This window comes from Kitasatospora aureofaciens, assembly GCF_001188955.3.
GTDB classification, from domain to species: Bacteria; Actinomycetota; Actinomycetes; order Streptomycetales; family Streptomycetaceae; genus Kitasatospora; species Kitasatospora aureofaciens.
Genome location: NZ_JPRF03000014.1, coordinates 101,367 through 119,368 on the forward strand (window position 1 = coordinate 101,367; position 18,002 = coordinate 119,368).

At 75.1% G+C, this 18,002-nt stretch carries 15 protein-coding genes and 1 pseudogene; 9 read left to right on the forward strand and 7 right to left on the reverse strand.

Going from position 1 to position 18,002, the window contains the following annotated elements; translation table 11 throughout:
* Window positions 1–7: 7 nt before the first annotated feature.
* From HS99_RS07505 to HS99_RS07525, 5 genes are all read left to right on the forward strand, one after another.
* Entirely contained in the window at window positions 8–1,261 is a 1,254-nt protein-coding gene (locus HS99_RS07505) for a glycosyltransferase family 4 protein (protein ID WP_078938550.1), read from the forward strand.
* The gene (locus HS99_RS07510; protein ID WP_078867507.1) at window positions 1,258–2,481 is read left to right on the forward strand and encodes a glycosyltransferase; all 1,224 of its coding nucleotides are present in this window, start codon (window positions 1,258–1,260) and stop codon (window positions 2,479–2,481) included. The genes HS99_RS07505 and HS99_RS07510 overlap by 4 nt, the downstream gene beginning before the upstream one ends.
* On the forward strand, window positions 2,456–3,370 hold the full coding sequence (locus tag HS99_RS07515) for an SGNH/GDSL hydrolase family protein (RefSeq protein WP_078867508.1): 915 nt from the start codon (window positions 2,456–2,458) through the stop codon (window positions 3,368–3,370). The genes HS99_RS07510 and HS99_RS07515 overlap by 26 nt, the downstream gene beginning before the upstream one ends.
* 153 nt (window positions 3,371–3,523) lie before the next feature.
* On the forward strand, window positions 3,524–4,720 hold the full coding sequence (locus tag HS99_RS47680; RefSeq protein WP_050366406.1) for an NUDIX hydrolase: 1,197 nt from the start codon (window positions 3,524–3,526) through the stop codon (window positions 4,718–4,720).
* On the forward strand, window positions 4,701–5,102 hold the full coding sequence (locus tag HS99_RS07525) for a DUF6188 family protein (RefSeq protein WP_030287761.1): 402 nt from the start codon (window positions 4,701–4,703) through the stop codon (window positions 5,100–5,102). Before HS99_RS47680 ends, HS99_RS07525 begins: the two co-directional genes overlap by 20 nt.
* 87 nt (window positions 5,103–5,189) lie before the next feature.
* Here HS99_RS07525 and HS99_RS07530 read toward each other — a convergent pair whose 3' ends face one another.
* The 7 genes from HS99_RS07530 to HS99_RS07560 form a co-directional block, all read right to left on the reverse strand.
* Window positions 5,190–5,564: a hypothetical protein gene (locus tag HS99_RS07530; protein ID WP_030287764.1), complete on the reverse strand. Its 375-nt coding sequence runs from the start codon at window positions 5,562–5,564 to the stop codon at window positions 5,190–5,192.
* A gap of 79 nt (window positions 5,565–5,643) precedes the next feature.
* Window positions 5,644–6,039 (reverse strand): roadblock/LC7 domain-containing protein, encoded by a 396-nt coding sequence (locus HS99_RS07535; RefSeq protein WP_305953101.1) that lies wholly within the window; start codon window positions 6,037–6,039, stop codon window positions 5,644–5,646.
* An 82-nt stretch (window positions 6,040–6,121) separates the two neighbouring features.
* A complete protein-coding gene (locus HS99_RS07540; RefSeq protein WP_050366408.1) occupies window positions 6,122–6,961 on the reverse strand; it encodes a hypothetical protein in 840 nt (279 codons plus the stop codon).
* 260 nt (window positions 6,962–7,221) lie between these two features.
* Complete coding sequence (locus HS99_RS07545) at window positions 7,222–7,605, reverse strand: hypothetical protein (RefSeq protein ID WP_030287771.1); 384 nt, start codon at window positions 7,603–7,605, stop codon at window positions 7,222–7,224.
* Between the two features lie 619 nt (window positions 7,606–8,224).
* The gene (locus HS99_RS07550; protein WP_030287773.1) at window positions 8,225–9,253 is read right to left on the reverse strand and encodes an LLM class flavin-dependent oxidoreductase; all 1,029 of its coding nucleotides are present in this window, start codon (window positions 9,251–9,253) and stop codon (window positions 8,225–8,227) included.
* Window positions 9,254–9,334: 81 nt separating this feature from the next.
* Window positions 9,335–10,012 (reverse strand): hypothetical protein, encoded by a 678-nt coding sequence (locus HS99_RS07555; protein WP_078968653.1) that lies wholly within the window; start codon window positions 10,010–10,012, stop codon window positions 9,335–9,337.
* Window positions 10,013–10,212: 200 nt separating this feature from the next.
* Window positions 10,213–11,394, reverse strand: a complete 1,182-nt coding sequence (locus HS99_RS07560) for a peptidoglycan-binding protein (protein WP_030287777.1) — start codon at window positions 11,392–11,394, stop codon at window positions 10,213–10,215.
* Window positions 11,395–12,140: 746 nt separating this feature from the next.
* On the opposite strand from HS99_RS07560, the gene HS99_RS42345 reads away from it, so the two are divergent.
* The 4 genes and pseudogenes from HS99_RS42345 (at window position 12,141) to HS99_RS07575 (ending at window position 18,000) form a co-directional block, all read left to right on the forward strand.
* The gene (locus tag HS99_RS42345) at window positions 12,141–13,238 is read left to right on the forward strand and encodes a hypothetical protein (RefSeq protein ID WP_030554536.1); all 1,098 of its coding nucleotides are present in this window, start codon (window positions 12,141–12,143) and stop codon (window positions 13,236–13,238) included.
* 251 nt (window positions 13,239–13,489) lie between these two features.
* A pseudogene (locus tag HS99_RS07570) lies at window positions 13,490–15,100 on the forward strand (AMP-binding protein); the annotation flags it as partial.
* Window positions 15,101–15,625 carry an acyl-CoA thioesterase gene (locus HS99_RS46385; RefSeq protein ID WP_232543157.1) on the forward strand — a complete coding sequence of 175 codons (525 nt, stop codon included), beginning with the start codon at window positions 15,101–15,103 and terminating at the stop codon, window positions 15,623–15,625.
* Window positions 15,622–18,000, forward strand: coding sequence for an oxidoreductase (locus HS99_RS07575; protein WP_046385929.1), 2,379 nt, complete (start codon window positions 15,622–15,624; stop codon window positions 17,998–18,000). Before HS99_RS46385 ends, HS99_RS07575 begins: the two co-directional genes overlap by 4 nt.
* Window positions 18,001–18,002 lie beyond the last annotated feature (2 nt).

Sequence of the window (18,002 nt, forward strand, 5' to 3'; positions counted from 1 at the left end):
CACGGGCATGCGCGTCGCCATCGTCACCGAATCCTTCCCGCCCGAGGTCAACGGAGTCGCCCACAGCGTGCTGCGGACGGCCGAGCACCTGGTCCGCCGGGGCCACCGGCCCCTCGTCGTCACCCCCGCCCCGGCCCGTGGCGCCCAGTGCCCGTCCCGGAGCTTCGGCTCCGGGGCCGAGGGGGAGCGGATCCCCGTGGTGCACATCCCCTCGATGCCGCTTCCGGGCTACCCGCAGGTGCGGATCGCGCTGCCGAGCCGGCAGCTGACGGCCGCGCTCGCCGGGCACCGGCCGGACATCGTCCACCTGGCCAGCCCGTTCGTGCTCGGGGCACGCGGGATGCAGGTCGCCGCCCGGCTCAAGGTGCCCGCCGTCGCCGTGTACCAGACCGACCTCGCCGGGTACGCCCACGCCTACCGCGCCGGGCGGGGCCTCGGGGAGGCCGCGGCCTGGCGGCGGATCCGGGCCGTGCACCGGGCCGCCGCCCGCACCCTGGCGCCGTCCACCCCGGCCGCACAGGACCTGACCGCGCACGGGGTGCCCCGGGTGCAGTTGTGGCCGCGCGGGGTCGACTCCGTGCGTTTCCACCCGCGCCACCGCGACGAGGCGCTGCACCGGGCGCTCGCCCCGGGCGGGGAGGTGCTGGTCGGGTACGTCGGACGGCTGGCCCCCGAGAAGCGCGTCGACCTGCTGGCGGCCGCCTCCGCCCTGCCCGGGGTGCGGGTGGTGGTGGTCGGGGACGGGCCGTCGGCGCCCGGGCTGAGGGCGTCCATGCCCGGCGCGGTGTTCCTCGGCCGCCGCACCGGGGAGGAACTGGCCCGCTGTTTCGCCACCCTGGACGTGTTCGTGCACACCGGCCCGCTGGAGACCTTCTGCCAGACCATCCAGGAGGCGATGGCCAGCGGCGTGCCGGTGATCGGTCCGGCGGCCGGCGGCCCGCTCGACCTGGTCGCCCACCACCGCACCGGACTGCTGGTGCCGCCCCGGGACGGCGCGGCGGTCGCCCGGGCGGTGGCCGCGCTGGCCGCCGAACCGGCCCGGCGCGCCGCGTACGGGCAGGCGGGGCGCTCCGAGGTGACCGCCCGGACCTGGGAGGCGGTCGGGGACCTCCTGCTGCGGCACTACGCCGAGGTGCTGGCCGAGCACGGTGGCCTGCCCGCCTCCCTTCCTCCGGTGGTGGGGGCGGCTCCGGCCGAGCCCGTGGTCCCGGTCCTGCCGTCGGAGCTGCCCGAGGAGCTGCCGGAGGAGTTGTCGGCATGACATCCCAGTCCCCCCGTACCGGACCTTTGACGATCGTGCGGCTCGCCAACTTCGTCACCCCGGTCTCCGGCGGCCTGCGCACCGCTCTGCGCCACCTGGGCGCCGGGTACCGGGCCGCCGGGCACCGGCCGGTGCTGATCGTGCCCGGCGAGCGGCGTTCCACGGAGGAGACCGAACAGGGCCTGGTGATCACCCTGCCCGGCCCGGAACTGCCGGCCGGCGGCGGCTACCGGCTGCTCACCGACCGGCGCGCGGTGGCCGCCGAACTCACCCGGCTCAGCCCCGACCGGCTCGAGGTGTCCGACCGCACGACCCTGCGCTGGACGGGAAGTTGGGCCCGGCGGCACGGCGTGCGCTCGGTGATGGTCTCGCACGAGAGCGCCACCGGGGTGCTGCGCACCTGGGGTGTGCCCGGCCCGCTCGCCGTCGCGGCCGCCGACCGGCTCAACGCCGCCACCGCCCGCGCCTACGACTCGGTGCTCTGCACCACCGACTGGGCGGCCGCGGAGTTCCGCCGGATCGGCGTGCCCAACCTGGTCCGGGCCCCGCTCGGGGTGGACCTGACCGCGATGCGGCCGCTGCCCGCCGTCGCCCGCGCGGCGCAGCGGGCCCGCTACGCGGCGCCAAAGGACGTACTGCTCGTCCTCTGCTCACGGCTGTCCCCGGAGAAACGGCCCGAGCGCGCGATCGAGGCGCTGGCCCGGCTGCGGGCGCGCGGGCTGCCCGCCGTCCTGGTGGTGGCCGGGACCGGTCCACTGCGGCCGCGGCTGGCCTCCCGGGCCGCGCGGCTGCGGCAGCCGGTGCGCTTCCTCGGCCACCTCGACGGGCGTGCGGAGCTGGCCGGGCTGCTGGGCAGTGCGGACGTGGTGCTGGCGCCCGGGCCGGTGGAGACCTTCGGGCTGGCCGCGATGGAGGCGCTGGCCTGCGGAACACCGGTCGCGGTCAGCCGCTCCTCCGCGCTGCCCGGACTGATCGGACCCGCCGGGGTGGCCGCCGCCGACACCGGGGCCGGATTCGCCCGCGCCGTAGGGCAGTTGCTGGCCCGGCCGGAGGAGGCACGGCGGGCCGCCGCCCGGGCTCAGGCCGAGCGGTACGGCTGGCCGACGGCGGTGGAGGCCTTCCTGGCGGCGCACGGGGTGCGGAGCTGCGGCGCGGCGAAGGTGTCCGATCCTGCTGCGGCGGAAGGGGTTCGGAATGAGCGTGCTGGACGCCTGGCCTGACCGGACGGCGGAGGAACGGCCCGCTGAGGAGGGGCCGGCGGAGGAACGGCCGGCGGCCCGCGAGCTGCTGCGCTTCGTCGCGCTCGGGGACTCGCTGACGGAAGGGGTCGGGGACCAGGTCGACGCCCGGTGGCGCGGCTGGGCCGCGCTCCTCGCCCGATCGCTGGCGCCCGAGGGCCGGACGGTCGAGTTCACCAACCTGGCGTGCAGCGGGGCGCTGACCGCCGACCTGTCGGAACGCCAGCTCCCGGCGGCACTGGCCCGCCGGCCCCAGTTGGCGGCGGTCCTGGTCGGCGGCAACGACACCCTGCGGACCGGCTTCGACATCCGGCGCACCACCATGGAACTGGACGCCACTCTGGGCGAACTCTCCGGCGCGGGCGCGGTGTTGCTGACCGCCTGCCTGCCCGACCCCGGCATGCTGCTCCGACTCCCCTCACCGCTCGCCCGGCCGCTGGCCCGACGGATGCGGGCGGTCAACACCGTGGTGCACGCCCTCACCGCGCGGCACCGGGCGATCCACCTCCACATCGCCGACCTGCCCTGGTGCGCCCGACGGGGACTGCTGAGCGTCGACCGCCTCCACCCCAGCGCCGAGGGCCACCACCTGATCGCCCGGCGCTTCCACGCACTGCTCACCACGGCCGGCCACCCCCTCGGCCCGCCACCCGCCGCCGAACCCGCCGAAGCCCCACCGGGCCTGGGCGCCGACCTGTGGTGGATGGCCACCCAGGGCACCCGCTGGGTCGCCGCCCGCAGCACCGACCTGCTCCCGGGCCTGCTCGCCCTGGCCGCCGCCGAGGGCGCCGCCCGGCTGCGCGGCTCCAGCGGACGGCACGACGACCAGATGGCCCGGGCAACGGCCCGGGCCCTCGCGGAGCTGGGGTGACGGCATGCGACCGGGTGCCGCGGTCGCAGCGGCTGGGCATGTACACCGTGTGACGGCACGTCACCCGGTGGTGATCGGCACAGGGTCGGCGCGGGAACCATCGGGTCTGCGGGGGTGTCGTCCCCGGGGAGCGATGTGGTGGAAGGAGCCGGGGTGGAGACGTCGGACAGGGCGGGACGGGGGATTCTGGCGGCGGCCGGGGTGCTGTTCCCGGACGGGCAGGGGCGGGTGATGGTGGTGCGGCTGCCGTACGACCGGAAGCACCCGGTGGCGGTCCCGGGCGGCGGGTGGGAGCCCGCCGACCGCTCTCCGCGGGAGACGGCGGCGCGGGAGATCGCCGAGGAGCTGGGGTTCACGCCGCAGCTGGGGCCCTTGGCGTGTGTCGACTGGGCGCTCTCCCCGAGCCGCCCGCCGATCGTGGCGTACCTGTACTGGGGTGAGCCGCTGACGGCGGAGCAGGTGGCGGCGATCCGGCCGGACGCGGCGGAGGTCGGCGGGTGGGTGTGGCTGACGGCGGAGGAGGCGGCGCACGCCCTGCCGCCCCGGCTGTCCCGCCGCGTGACGGCCTGTCTGCGGGCGCCGCGCACGGCCGGGCCGCTGGAGCTGGAGGACAGCCGGCCGGTCGGGCACACCCTGTACGAGCTGGCCGCCGACGGACCGGTGCCCGAGTACACCGGGCTGGCCGCCGCGCCGGGCCTGGGGGCGGCGACCGGGACGGGCCCGACCGGCGCGCAGCCGCCGGAGCCACCGGAGCCGCTGGAGCCACTGGAGCCGCCGATGGACCGGGACACCTACTACGCGACCCGGCCGCGGATCCGGGCGAAGGCGCGGGCCCTGTTCACGGACGCCGACGGGAGGGTGCTGCTGGTACGACTGCGGCCGTGGTCCGATCCGGACGAGCAGTACTGGACGCTGCCGGGCGGCGGGGTCGAGGCGGACCGGGAGACGCCCCGGACGGCGGCGCGCCGGGAGATCCGCGAGGAGCTTGGCTGGGAGGTCGAGCCCGGACGGCTGCTGGCGCTGGACTGGCAGCCCGGGGCGGCGGCCGGTCCCGGCGCGAATCCGGCCACCGGCCGGGACACCGCCGTCCTGGTGTACCTGTACGACGGCGGCACGGTGTCGGAGGAACTGCTCGACTCGATCGCGCTGCAGGAGCATGAGCTGGTGGAGTGGCGGCTCTGCGCGCCGACCGAGGCGCGGGCGCTGCTGCGGGGGCCGTCCTGGGACCGGGTGGCGGCCGCGCTGGCCGCCCGGGAGCGGTCGGCCGGGCCGGCCGAGCTGGTGGGCGGGCAGGCGGTTGGGGACCGTCCGGCGGGTGAAGACTGGGGGCATGCAGAACGCGATCACTGAGGTGCTGACCGGTCGGCGGGTCGAGGCGGTCAACGGCGGAGGCGGGCTCGCCCTGCGGCTCGACGGGCCGGTGACCGTACGGGTGGCACACGAATTCCGCTTCGCGGCGCCGTCCTTCGCCGCGCCGTCGGAGGTCGAGCACTTCTTCCCGGCGCTGACCGTCCGGCCGACCCCCTCCCTGCTGGCGCTGGTCGGACGGACAGTCGGCGCCGCCCGGGTCACCCCGGCCGGCGGCCTGGAGCTGGGCTTCGCGGAGGGCGGTGCGCTGTCCGTACCGCCGCACGCGCTGGTCGCACCGTGGAGCGTGCTGACCCCGGAGGGGGCGGTGTGTGCGGGGCTGCCGGGCGGGGAGGTGCGGTGGACGGAGCCCGGCGGGGCGTGAGCCGCCGCCGGGGCTTCTTCCGGGGCTTCTTCCGAGGGCCTCGTCCGGGGGGCCTCGTCCGCAAAGTCCTTCGCGGGCCGGTGCCGGTCAGACCTCCAGGTCGGCCTCGACCCTGGTGAGCTGGTGGCGGGCCATGGCCAGGTTGGCGCGGCTCTTGTCCAGCGCGAGGTAGAGGAACAGGCCCTTGCCGGTGCGGCCGCCGAGCGGACGGATCAGGTGGTACTGGCTGGTCAGCGTGATCAGGATGTCCTCGATGCCGTCCTGCAGGCCGAGCATGTCCATGGTCCGCATCTTGGCGCGCACCACGTCGGTGTTCCCGGCCGCCGCCACGTTGAGGTCCAGGCCGCCGGGGCCGTCGAGGGTGGCGAGCGCCATGCCGCTGTTGTAGTCCACCAGGGCCGCGCCGATGGCGCCCTCGATGGAGGTCATGGCCTGCTTGAGTGCGCCTGCTGCGTCGGTCATTCTGTTCAGCTCCTGTTGGGTGGTTCTGGTTGGCGGTGGGTCGATCAGGGGTGTTCGGTCGGCGGTGTCGGGCGGCTGGTCAGCCCGGGTCGCGCGGGTCCTTGGGCGTCAGGGCGTCGTTGAGCAGCTCGGCGATGCGCCGGGCGCAGCGGCGGGCCTCCAGGTGGAGCCGGCCGACGTTGACGTCCGGGTGCGCCAGCAGGGTCAGCACGCAGCTGCCGCCGGCCGCGTAGGTGGCGACGTAGCCGTGCTCGCCGCGCACCACCGACTCGCGGAACTCGCCCTGGCCGGTGGTGTCGGCGAGCCGCTGGGCGAGCGAGAGCGAGGCCGCCGTCATCGCGGCCAGGCCGGAGGGCTCGGCCCCGTGGGTGTCGTGCGCGACCAGCAGGCCGTCCACGCTGGCCACCAGGCCGCCCGCGAGGTGCGGGACGCGGCGTTTGACGGCGCGGAGTTCGGCGAGCAGCTCGGTCTCCAAGGCGATCAGTTGTCTCCTTCCGACACGCTGCTTGAGCGCCCGCCTCATGGCCGGTACGACGGGGTCGCGGGCGGAGAGTGGCTCAAAGTCGGGCCTCCAGAAGGTCTCGGACCCGGGTCAGCAGCGCGATGTCCGGGTCGGGGACGGTCAGCGGGTGGGCCGCTGCCGTGGTGGGCGGTCGATCGGAGCGGGTGGGGGCGGTGGGGGCGGCGGCGCCCGCAGCGGCTGGGTCCGGGGTGCCGGGGGCCGAGAAGCCGGGGGCCGGGGTGCTGCGGAGGGTGGCGCCGGGGACCCTGCGGTGCAGGCCGCCGCCCGGTCGTCCGGGCGCCGTGGCCGGGGGTACGGCGGTCGGCGCCGCGTGCCGCGGGGCGTCGAGCAGACCGGCGGCGGCCAGGCGGCGCACGTCCGCCGTCACGCCGAAGCCGGAGCGGCCGAGCAGCCGGGCCAGGTCCGCCGGGGTTCTTCGGCCGTCGGCGTGGTCGAGCAGTTCGCGCCGGCGTCGGCCGGGCGGGCGGTGCGAGGGGCGGCGGCTGTGCTCGACCGGACGGACGGGGGCGGTGTCGAGCTGCGGCCAGGGCCAGATCCCGTCGAGGAGTCGGCGTCGGCGCTCGACCTCGCGGCCCAACCGCGCCGGGTCGACCAGCGCCACCGTGCCGAGCCAGTGCCGGGCGTCGGACTCGAACCGCCAGGTGCCGCCGGCCGGGTCGGCGAGGACGAAGTAGGCGGCGTCGAACAGCGTGCCCAGGTGGCCGAGTTCGAGTTCGCCCCGGGTGAGCAGCTGCCGTTCGACCAGCACCTGGGCGAGCCGCCCCTGGGGGCCGTGGCGGTGCAGGAGCTCGGCCCACGCCTCGGGGGCGATCCGCCCGCAACCGGTGAGCAGGTCGGCCAGGCCGGGCGCGCGGGAGGACTCGGCGGCGGCCACCTGGCCGTCGACCAGGTGCAGGACGCCCAGCGGGCCGTGCAGGGCACCGGTGGCCCGGCGGGCGGCGAGCAGGGCGACGGCCTCGCCGGGGGGTCCGCGGTGCGGCGGGCTCGGCCCGGCCGACCGGTTGCGCCAGGGGCGGGGCGGCGGTCATGCGGGCCACCGCCGGCGGGTCCGGCGCGGGGTCGCCCGGCGGGCCGTTCGCGAGTGGTCCGCGCGGGCGGGTGGCCGGAATGCGGCGGTCGGTGCGGGCCCGGTGCTCACCCGAGCACCAGGTCCTCGGCGAGGGCCTGGAGCCGGAAGCGGGCGACGGCGAGGTTGCCCGACTGGCGGTCGAGCCAGAGGTGCAGGACGAGCCGGCTGTCGAAGGCGGTGTCGATGAAGCGGATCAGGTGGTAGCTGCGGCCGGCGGTGACGATGATGTCCTCCAGCGGGGAGTGCCGGTCCTCGGCCACGGTGAAGGTCTGGCTCTCAACGGCTGCGCGCACCAGGTCGGTTGTCTCGGCGGCCGCGGTCTCGTGCTCACCTACCGGACTGTCGCCTAGGCTGCCGAGGGCGAGTCCGCTGCTCCAGTCGACCAGGCTCGCCGAGCGGGCTCCGGCGATCGCCATCGCTCCGGAGAGGCATTCGTCGATACCCGGCACACCGGCTCCTTCGAGGGGGTCTGGGTGGCCGGGCGCAGCGCGGCTCCGGCCGGGTCGCCACCAGCAGTGGCAGGTTCGACACGGAAGGCTACTGCCGGATTCCGTATGACGAACATTCCAATGGCATATTCACACCATCTTCAGCGAGTTCCGGCCAAGGTATGACAGGGCGTCAAGCCTGCCGGTGGGGCAAAGCCGCTGGCAGGCCCGCCGCTACGGAGCGTCGTGCACCCGCTACCTGCTGCGGGACCTTGGCCGATACCGACGGGAGGCCCAGGGTTTCGAGGCCGAAAATGCGATAAGAGGCACGGGCCCGTCGACAACTCAGCGGACGACCGTGACGGGGCGGGGAAGCGCGGGCAGGCACGGGAAGGTGCGGGGAGGTGCGGGAAGCTGCGGGAAGCTGCGACGGGCAGGAATCCGCGGGCAGGCATGACGAAGGGGCCCGTTCCGCTGGACGGAACGGGCCCCTTCGGGTGGAGCGCCAGGCCCGGGTCGCACGGACTCTTCCCACTGAAAGTGGGACGTGCTCTGGTAGCACCGCTGACGCATGTTCGAAGGATCCGATCCCCGCTTCGGAAGATCATCTCCTCTCGACGTGATGAACAGTAGCAGGTCATCACGCCTGCTCAGAAATCGGCCAAGCCTGGCCGACGGCCTCGGCGAGCAGCCGGTAGGAGTCGAGCAGCGCGGTGCGGTCGTAGGTGCTGGTCGCGACCAGGAACTCGTCCGCGCCGCTGCGCTCCACCAGGGCGGCCAGCTCGGCGGCGGCCTGCTCGGGGGTGCCCGCGATGTGGCCCTTGAGCGACTGCTCGAACGCGGCCCGCTCGCGTGCGGTCATCGCCCGTGCCCGGATCTCGGCGGCCGGAGCCAGCGGCGGAAACTCCCCGTGGGTGCGGGAGTACGCGCCGGCCCAGGCCTCCGGGACGAGCAGTTCGCGCGCCCGCTCCTCGGTCTCGGCCACCGCGACCGTGCCCGAAACCACCACGTACGGCTCGGCGGCCTGTGCCGAGGGGCGGAAGCGGCTGCGGTAGTCGTCGATCGCGGCGAGCATCCGCTCCTCCCCGCGCGCGGCGGCGATGACCAGCGGCAGCCCGGCCTCCGCAGCGAGGTCGGCGCCGGCGCCGGTGGCCAGGACGAAGGCCGGCACGTGCAGGCCCTCGGCCGGGCGGGCGTGGACGTCGCGGTGGACCTGCTGCGAGCCGTCGAAGTAGCCGAGCAGCTCCGTCAACTGGCCGCCGAAGTCGTCCGCGGCGTCCTTCTCCCGCCCCAGCGCCCGCCGGACGCCGTCCGTGAAGCCCACCGAGCGGCCGAGGCCCATGTCGATCCGGCCCGGGAACAGCGCCGCCAGCACCCCGAACTGCTCTGCCACCACCATGGGACGGTGGTTGGGCAGCATCACCCCGCCGGTGCCGACCCGGATCCGGGAGGTGGCCGCCGCGACCGCCGCGGCGAGCACCGTCGGTGCCGATCCGGCCACCCCGGGCACACCATGGTGCTCCGAGACCCAGAAGCGGTGATAGCCCAGCCGCTCTGCCTCCCGGGCGAAGGCCACCGTGTTCCGCAGCGCCTGCGCCGGCTCCTCGCCCCGCCTGGTCCGGGAGCGGTCGAGGACGGAGAGCCTGGTCCTGGGCGTAGCGGTGGTCACGTGGGTGGACAACACCCGCCTGCCACACGGGCATTCCCGGCGCCCGCGCCGCCGACCGCACCCGGAGCGCCCGGAGCGCCGTCACCGCCCCGCCGAGGGTATTCGGACCGCGCGCCGCTCCGCGGCCTTGCGGCGGCCCCAGGGCTTGTACACCGACAGGATGACGTTGAACAGGTAGAGCGAGAGCGCTACGGCCGGGACGATCACCGTGTTGTACCGGACGAACCCGAGGTCCGCGACCGGGATCGGCCCGGTCGGGTGCGTGTCCGCCACCCGGACCGCGTCGTGCAAGCGGGCGGTGAGGGCGAAGACCGAGGCCGCCATCGCCCCGAGCGTCAGCCAGAACTTGGTGCTCACCCAGTAGTACCGGAACAGGCCCCAGGATGTGCCGAGCCCCAGCGCCACCCCGCTCAGGAAGGTGAGCAGGCTCAGCGGCAGGACCAGCGCGTCTCCCAGCATGCCCATCGCCCGGTAGGTCGTTCTCAGCCGGTCGCCGTCGTCGGTGGTCAGGGCCGTCACCGCCAGGGTGAGCAGGCAGAGCATCAGCGCCAGCCAGCTCACCGAGACGACGACGTGCAGGGCCACCAGGCGCTTGCGCGCCCCCGGCGACAGGCGGCGGCCGGCGGACCGCCGCCCCGCGCCGGGGGCCGCCCCGGGCGCCGTGACGGCCCCGGTGGACGAGCTGGACGAGCTGGACGGGCTGGACGGGCTGGACGGGCTGGACGGGCTGGACGGGCTGGACGGGCTGGACGAGCGCACGGGTACCTCCTTCAAGCCGGGGTCACGACGACGCGCCCAGGCTCTCCCGTCCGCCCCTCACCGGTCATCTGCCAGGGGAAGTAACCTCGCATACTCCCGGGCGAGTACGCGCCCGCGCGTCGCCGCGCCCGACGAACTCCCCCGGAAGTACCCCGGCCTCCTCCCCAACTCCCCTGCCCCGGCACCGTCCGCCCCCCGGTTCAGTCCGTCACATCGAACCCCTGCGCCGCGCCCAGCCGGTGCAGCGAGTCCCGCCCCGGTATCCCGTCCGCGGCCCCCGCCGTGTACCCGCACCGCCGCTGCCAGCCCGCGTACGCCGTGACCGTGAGGCTGCCGTACGAGCCGTCCACCCAGCGCTGTTCGAGCAACCCCTCGTCCGCCAGCGCCTGTTCGACGATGGCCACCTCGGCCCCGTACGTCCGGTGCCCCTGCTCGGCCCCCGGGTCGCTGCGCGCCGCCGCGACGACGTGGGCAAGCGAGACCGTGCGCGGCCCGGGCAGGTAGCCGAGCAGTCGGCGCAGCGAGTCCTCGCCCGGCACCCCGTCCGCGGCCTGTCCGGAGTAACCCAGGCTCGCCTGGTAGTCCGCGTAGTTCTCGGTGTCCGCGTCGGTCCAGGTCGGCCCGGGCCCGGACCGGTAGTGGGAGCCGAAGCCGCCCGCGACCAGCGCTCGGCCGACGGTGGTGACCTGGTAGCCCTGGGCGCCGTAGCCGTACGCCAGGCCGTTGAGGGTGACCTGGTACCGGGCCGGGACGGACTCCCCGGGCGGCGGCGGGGAGGACGGGGAGCCGGAGCCGCCGAGGAAGGCGGGCCAGGACCCGGGGTCGGTGTGGTCGTTGAACGGCACGTGGGCGTGCGCGTACCAGCCGCCGCTCGTCTCCCACACGTGCTCGTCACGGTGCGAGGAGAAGTCGGTCGGCCGCCCCATCGGCCACGCGTCGGGCACGCCCCAGGAGGAGACCCAGGCGTGGATCCGGTCCCAGCCCGCACACGGGGTGTCGACCAACTGCGCGTAGACGGTGCCCTGGTGGCGGCAGTACGGGAAGAAGACCGCTTCGATCTGGATCACCACCCGCCCGGCCCGGTTGGTGCGGGTCGGGCTCTGGGAGGGGCTGAGCAGGCTCTTCGAGCGGGAGTCGGCGGGGAACAGCTGGGCGGCGCGTCCGCTGAACGGGTCCCAGACCAGGTGCGGGGCGTCGCCGGCACCGGCGCCGGTGAAGTACCCGACCAGGTCCTCGAAGGAGCACCAGTCCTGCGGTGCGTCAGCGGTGGCGTTGCGGTCCCAGGTGATGTGGGCGATGGCCTTCGGCGGGTACTGGTGGTCGGTCGGCGCGTGGTCGCCGAGGTCGTGGACCTCGGCACCGGGCAGCCACAGTTCGGGCATGATGGCTCCTCCGAACGGCGTCATGACATCATCTCCCTTTTCGGCAGGTCCACGTCGGGAATTGACCCCGACGGCGGAATCGGCGGCATTGAACCGCCCGCTACCGTACGGCCGTTCGGATCATCGAGGGGAGTTCGTCCTGGCGTGCGGGCCCGGGTCCGTGGTGCGCACCACCACCCTCCCACCTCGAGCTGCCCGAAGACGGCTCCCGGGAAGGCTCGGAGACCGCCGGGCGGCGGCGCATTCCACCTCGCCGCGGCCGCCCTGTCAATCGTTGATGTCGAAAATGGTCTAGTCCATGGTGGTGCGCTCGTAGCACTCATCTCTCCTCGAATGCGTTCGGGTCCGTGGTGACCCCCGCCGTGGCCGCGACCCGCACGCCCCCGGCTCGGTGCTCGACCGGATCGTCGCGACGCCGCCCACCCCCGTCAAGGCCCTGCGCGCCGTCGCCGCCCACCCCAACGCCTCCCCACGGTCCTGGCCACCTGCCTGGCCTCCGTGGACCCCCGCACCACCGCGGCGGCGGCCGCCAACCCGGCCCTGCCGGTGGCGGTGATGGCGGAACCGGTCTCCCAGTGCACGGCCGGCCCGTGACGGGTGGGGCCGGTGCGTCTCCTGGTGACCGCCGGACTCTGTCACGTCCGCACCCGGTTGCAGTTGCGTCTCCGTTCGGTTCGGCGGGGGTGTGCGGTGGCCGCCGGTCCGGGAGCCTGGTGTCAAGGACTCATGCGGCGGGGGGAGTTGCCATGGGGGACGGCCGGGAGCGGGCACCACGCGTGGTGGGGGCGCTGGTACGGCTGACTCGGGGCACGGCCGGGCCGGACCGGGCGGTGGCCGAGGTGGTACGGGCCCGGCTGCAGCTGATGCCGGAGGGGGCGCGAGCCCTTGCGGCGATCGAGGCGGGCCCGGCCGATCCGCGGGCACGGGGCGAACTGACCGCAGCCGTCGCCCAACTGCTGGCCACCGACCCGGGGTTCGCACAGTACCTGACCACCACCGAGCTCGGCGGACCGGCCGACCCGACCACCGTCCAGCTCCGGACGGACCCAGAACCCGACCCGACCACCGTTCACCTGCGGGTCGGTCCCGAAGACCGGTCCACCGTCCAACTCCGGGTCGAGCCCAGGAATCCGTCCACCGTCCAGCTCCGGGTCGACCCGGCCGCCGCCGGTGCCCGGGCCCTGGCCGCCCGGCGCAGCAACACCGCCCTCGTCGTCGCCCTGGCCCTGGTGCTGATCGCCGCGCTGGTCGCACTCGGGATCCACCTCGGCTCGCGCCCGCTGCTGCAACCCACCGGGCCCGATTTCGCCCACGCCGCGCGGACCGTCCGAGACCCCGCGCAGGCGCAGGGCGTACTGCCGGATCTGACGGCGATGCCGAGCGGCTGGCAGGTGGCGAGCGGGCCGCGCTCCGGGGCCAGCAGCGGGCCGGACGTGCCCTGCCTGCTCCCGGGCGCCTGCGACCAGCAACTTGCCTACGCCACCGTGACGTTCAGCACCACTCCGCTCCCGTCGGTGCAGTTCACCGTGGTCACCTTCACCTCCGCCGAAGCGGCCGGACGGGCCTTCGACACCAGGCTCGACCTGCTCGACGCCCGGGGCGACGCCACCGTGGCGACGGTGCCGTCGATAGGCGACCGGAGCGCCGCCCGCACCCGGGGCGGGTCGACGGCGGAGACACTGGTGCGGGTCGACTCGGTCTTGCTGTACGTGCACTACTCCGGCCCGGGGGCGACGGTCGCACTGCCCGGCCTGACCCCGTTCGCCCGACTGCTCGCCGAGCGCGCCCAGCAGGCCGAACAGGGCCGCACCCCGGACGCCGTCTTCCACGCCACCGCGCCCTGAGCACCCCGAGCGCCCCGACCGCCCCGACCGCCCCGACCGCCCCGAGTACCAGAACCGCCAGAACCGCAGGAACCGCCAGAACCGCCAGGAATACCCCTCCCGCCCCGCAGGCCGCACCGGCCCGCGGGGTGTTCCGTTTGCCCTGGCGCACCGCACGCCCCGTCGCCCGAATGCATGTATCGCTCCCTTGACTGGCGTCACCAGCACGCCATACTGGCTTCACTCCCGCTCGCACGATGAGGTGCCCGCCCATGGAGCTCTCCCCCTCAGCGCATGTGGACACGTTCTGCCGCGACCATCTCCCGCCCTTCGAGCAGTGGCCCGAACTCCTCTTCGAACTTCCGGAGTTGGCCTACCCTGACCGTCTGAACTGCGCGGCCGCCCTGCTCGACGACACCATCGCCCGCCTCGGACCCGAACGCCGCTGCCTGCTCACTCCCACCGACCGGTGGAGCTACGGCGAACTGCGCGACCACGCCGACCGGATCGCCCGCCTGCTCACCGAGGAACTGGAGCTGGTCCCCGGCAACCGCGTCCTGCTGCGCGGACCCAACACCCCCTGGCTGGCCGCCTGTTGGCTCGGCGTGCTGAAGGCCGGCGGGGTGGCGGTCACCACCATGCCGCTGCTGCGCGCGGCCGAGCTGACCGAACTGGTCCGGATCGCCCGCCCCACCCTCGCCCTGTGCGACCACCGCTTCCTCGCCGAGCTCGACCGGGCACACGCCCCCGACCTGCGGATACTCCCCTTCGGCGGCCCCGGCCCCGAGGACCTCACCACCCGCTCCGCGAACCAGTGCCCCGGCTTCACCGCCGTACCGACCGCCGCCGACGACGTCGCGCTGATCGCCTTCACCTCCGGCACCACCGGCCGCCCCAAGGCCACCCTGCACTTCCACCGGGACGTCCTGGCCAACGCCGACACCTTCTCCCGCCACCTGCTCCGCCCCACCCCCGACGACCTCTTCGCCGGCACCCCGCCGCTCGGCTTCACCTTCGGCCTCGGCGGCCTGCTGGTCTTCCCCCTGCGGGCCGGCGCCGCCAGCCTGCTGCTGGAGCAGGCCACGCCCGAGCAGCTCGCCGAGCAGGCCCGGAGCCACGGCGTGAGCGTGCTGTTCACCGCGCCGACGGCCTACCGGGCGATCCTGGCCGCCGGGCTGGCCGACCGGCTGGAAGGCGTCCGGCGCTGCGTGTCGGCCGGCGAGCCGCTGCCCGCCACCGTCTGGAAGGACTTCCACACCGCCACCGGCCGGCGCCTGATCGACGGCATCGGCGCCACCGAGCTGCTGCACGTGTTCATCTCGGCCGCCGACGCCGACATCCGCCCGGGCTCCACCGGCCGTCCCGTCCCCGGCTACCGGGCGGCGATACTGGACGCGCAGGGCAACCCGGTGCCGGACGGCGAGCCCGGACTGCTCGCCGTGAAGGGCCCGACCGGCTGCCGCTACCTGGACGACGAGCGCCAGCGCGACTACGTCCGCAACGGCTGGAACCTCACCGGCGACACCTACCTGCGCGACCGCGACGGCTACTTCTGGTACCAGGCCCGCAACGACGACATGATCGTCTCCGCCGGCTACAACATCGCCGGCCCCGAGGTGGAACAGGCGCTCGCCGCCCACCCCGCCGTCGCCGACTGCGCCGTGGTGGCCGCCCCGGACGAGCGGCGCGGCACGGTGGTCAAGGCGTACGTGGTGCTGCGCGAGGGCGCTTCGGCCGGCGCGGAGACGGTCAAGGAGCTCCAGGAGCACGTCAAGCGCACCATCGCGCCGTACAAGTACCCGCGTGCCGTCGAGTTCGTCCCCGAGCTGCCGCGCACCGCGACCGGCAAGCTGCTCCGCGCCGAGCTGCGCAGAAGGGCCGCCGTGACCAAGGACCTGACCCGGGACGTGACCAAGGACGTGACCAAGGACCTGCCCCGCACCGCGTCGCAGAACGCGACCCGGAACACGCCGCAGGACGCGCAACAGGCTCCGCTCCCCGCCGCCATCACCGTCGAGCGCCGGGTCGAGTGGTCGGACACCGACGCCGCCGGGCACTACCACTTCTCCGCCGTGCAGCGCTGGGCCGAGGCCGCCGAGGCGGCGCTGCTGCGCCGGCTCGGGCTGGCCGAGCTGTTCGGGCGGATCCCCCGGGTGCACTTCGAGGCCGACTACCGCGAGCGGCTCTGGTTCGGGGACGTGGTCCGCACCGAGCTGCGAGTGGTCCGGGTCGGCGGCTCCTCGCTGCACTACGCCTTCGAGGTGCACGGCCCGACGGGTCTGGCCGCCAGCGGCCGGATGTCGGTGGTGCACGCCGCGCCGCAGGCCAAGGGGGCCGAGCCCTGGCCCGCACCGGTCCGCCGGGCACTCGCGGAGGCCGGCCCCCAGCAGCCGGAGGTGGTCGCATGACGGCGCTACCCCGCGCATTCCCCGGACCGCAGCGGATCGCGGTGATCGGCGCCGGTCCGGGCGGGCTCTACTTCGCCGCCCTGGCCAAGCAGTTGGCCACCGAGCGGGAGATCACCGTCTACGAACGCGACGCCCGGGAGCACGAGTTCGGATTCGGCGTGGTGTTCTCCGACGAGACCCTGGACGGCATCGCCCGGGCCGACCCGAAGGTCTTCGCCGCGATCAGCGCCGAGTTCGCCCGCTGGAGCGACATCGACATCCGCTACGCCGGCCAGGTCCGCACCAGCGGCGGGCACGGTTTCGCCGCCCTCGACCGCAACCGGCTGCGCGCCGTCCTGCAACAGCGCTGCGCCGAACTGGCGGTGGACGTGCGCTACCGCACGCCCGCCCCGCCGGTCGACCGGCTCACCGCCGAGTACGACCTGGTGGTGGCCGCCGACGGCATCCACTCCGGCACCCGGACAGCTCACCCGGACGCCTTCCGCACCGAGCTGGACGAGCGGAACTGCCGCTACATCTGGCTCGCCACCGACCGGGTCTTCGAGGCCTTCACCTTCATCGTCGAGGAGCTCGACTTCGGCACCCTCCAGGTGCACGCCTACCCGTACAGCGCCACCCGCTCGACCTTCATCGTCGAGATCGCCGAGGACGCCTGGCGCCGCGCGGGCTTCGAGGCCCTCGCCGCACGCGAGTTGGCACGTGGCGAGAGCGACACCGCGAGCGTGCGGCGCTGCGCGGAGCTGCTCGCCGGGCACCTGGACGGCCACCGGCTGATCCCCAACGCCTCCCGGTGGATCCGCTTCACCACGGTGCGCAACGCCAGTTGGCGCCACCGCAACCTCGTCCTGCTCGGCGACGCCGCGCACTCCGCACACTTCTCGATCGGTTCGGGCACCAAGCTGGCCCTGGAGGACGCCCTCGCCCTGGCCGCCGGACTGAGTGAACAGCCCGCCCTGGACGCCGCCTTGGCGGCCTACGAGGCCGAGCGGCGACCGGTGGTGGAGTCCACCCAGCGGGCCGCCCAGGCCAGCCTGGAGTGGTTCGAGACGGTCGGCCGCCGTACCGGCCTGGGCGTCGACCAGTTCGCCTTCAACCTCCTCACCCGCAGCCGTCGGGTCACCTACGGTGGTCTGCGCGCCCGCGACCCGGAGTTCACGGCCGCCGTGGAGACCGCCGTCGGCGGCTCGTCCGGGGCGCCTCCGATGTTCCGCCCGCTGAAGCTGGGCGCCCTGGAGCTGCGCAACCGGATCGTCGTCCCGCCGCTCGCCACCTTCACCTCGCCCGACGCACTGCCCAGTGCCTTCGACCGGGCCCAGCTGACCGCCCACGCGCTCGGCGGCGCCGGGCTGGTGATCGCCGGGATGACGGCCGTCAGCCCCGAGGGCCGGGCCACCGACCGCTGCCCCGGGCTGTGGACCGACGGCCAGGAGGCCGCCTGGACCGATCTCCTGGACTCGGTGCGAGCGGTGAGCGACACCCCGGTCGGCATCCAGCTCACCCACGCCGGCCGCCGGGGCGCCACCGCCGCGCCCGGACCGGACGGCATCGGCCGCCCGCTCACCGAGGGCTGGCCGCTGCTCGCCCCCTCGCCCCTGCCCTGGGGCCCCGGTAGCCCGACCCCGCACGAGGCCAACCAAGTCCAACTGGCTGCCGTGGCCGCCGACTTCGCCGCCTCCGCGGAGCGCGCCGCCCGGGCCGGTTTCGACGTGCTGGAGCTGCAGTTCGGCCACGGGCACCTGCTCTCCTCCTTCCTCTCTCCGCTCACCAACCGCCGCACCGACCACTACGGCGGCCCGCTCGCCCACCGACTGCTGTTCCCGCTGGAGGTACTGGCCGCCGTGCGCGCAGTCTGGCCCGCCGGGCGGCCGCTGCTGGTGCGGATCTCGGCCGCCGACTGGGCGCCCGGCGGCACCACCGAGACCGCGGCGGTGGCGATCTGCCAGGCCCTCGCCGAGGCCGGGGCGGACGCGGTGGACGTCTCCGCCGGCGAGGTGGTGGCGCACCAGCGGCCGCCGTACGGGCGCGGCTACCAGACGCCCTTCGCCGAGCTGATCCGCACCTCCACCGGCCTGCCGACCGTCGCGGTCGGCGCGATCTCCGGCCACGACGACGCCAACTCCGTCCTGCTGGCCGGCCGTGCCGATCTGGTCGCGATCGGCCGGGCCCAGCTGCACGACCCGTTCTGGACCCTGCACGCCGCGGCCGACCAGGACTACACCGGCCCCGGCGCCCACTGGCCCGAACCCTGGCTGGCCGGCCGCCGCAGACCGCCGGGCCCCGGCGCCGACCGGGTCGCCCCCCGGCTGCACCTGCTGAGCGAACCCGCCCCGCCCGTCCACCGCCGCTGGCTGCCGACCGCCCCGCCGAAGGAGTGACC

Coding starts and splice junctions, on each gene's coding strand:
- HS99_RS07530 (WP_030287764.1), bottom strand. CDS start 5,564: ATGACCGACGCAGCAGGCGCACTCAAGCAGGCCATGACCTCCATCGAG.
- HS99_RS07515 (WP_078867508.1), top strand. CDS start 2,456: ATGAGCGTGCTGGACGCCTGGCCTGACCGGACGGCGGAGGAACGGCCC.
- HS99_RS07510 (WP_078867507.1), top strand. CDS start 1,258: ATGACATCCCAGTCCCCCCGTACCGGACCTTTGACGATCGTGCGGCTC.
- HS99_RS07525 (WP_030287761.1), top strand. CDS start 4,701: ATGCAGAACGCGATCACTGAGGTGCTGACCGGTCGGCGGGTCGAGGCG.
- HS99_RS07560 (WP_030287777.1), bottom strand. CDS start 11,394: ATGCCCGAACTGTGGCTGCCCGGTGCCGAGGTCCACGACCTCGGCGAC.
- HS99_RS42345 (WP_030554536.1), top strand. CDS start 12,141: ATGGGGGACGGCCGGGAGCGGGCACCACGCGTGGTGGGGGCGCTGGTA.
- HS99_RS07575 (WP_046385929.1), top strand. CDS start 15,622: ATGACGGCGCTACCCCGCGCATTCCCCGGACCGCAGCGGATCGCGGTG.
- HS99_RS07505 (WP_078938550.1), top strand. CDS start 8: ATGCGCGTCGCCATCGTCACCGAATCCTTCCCGCCCGAGGTCAACGGA.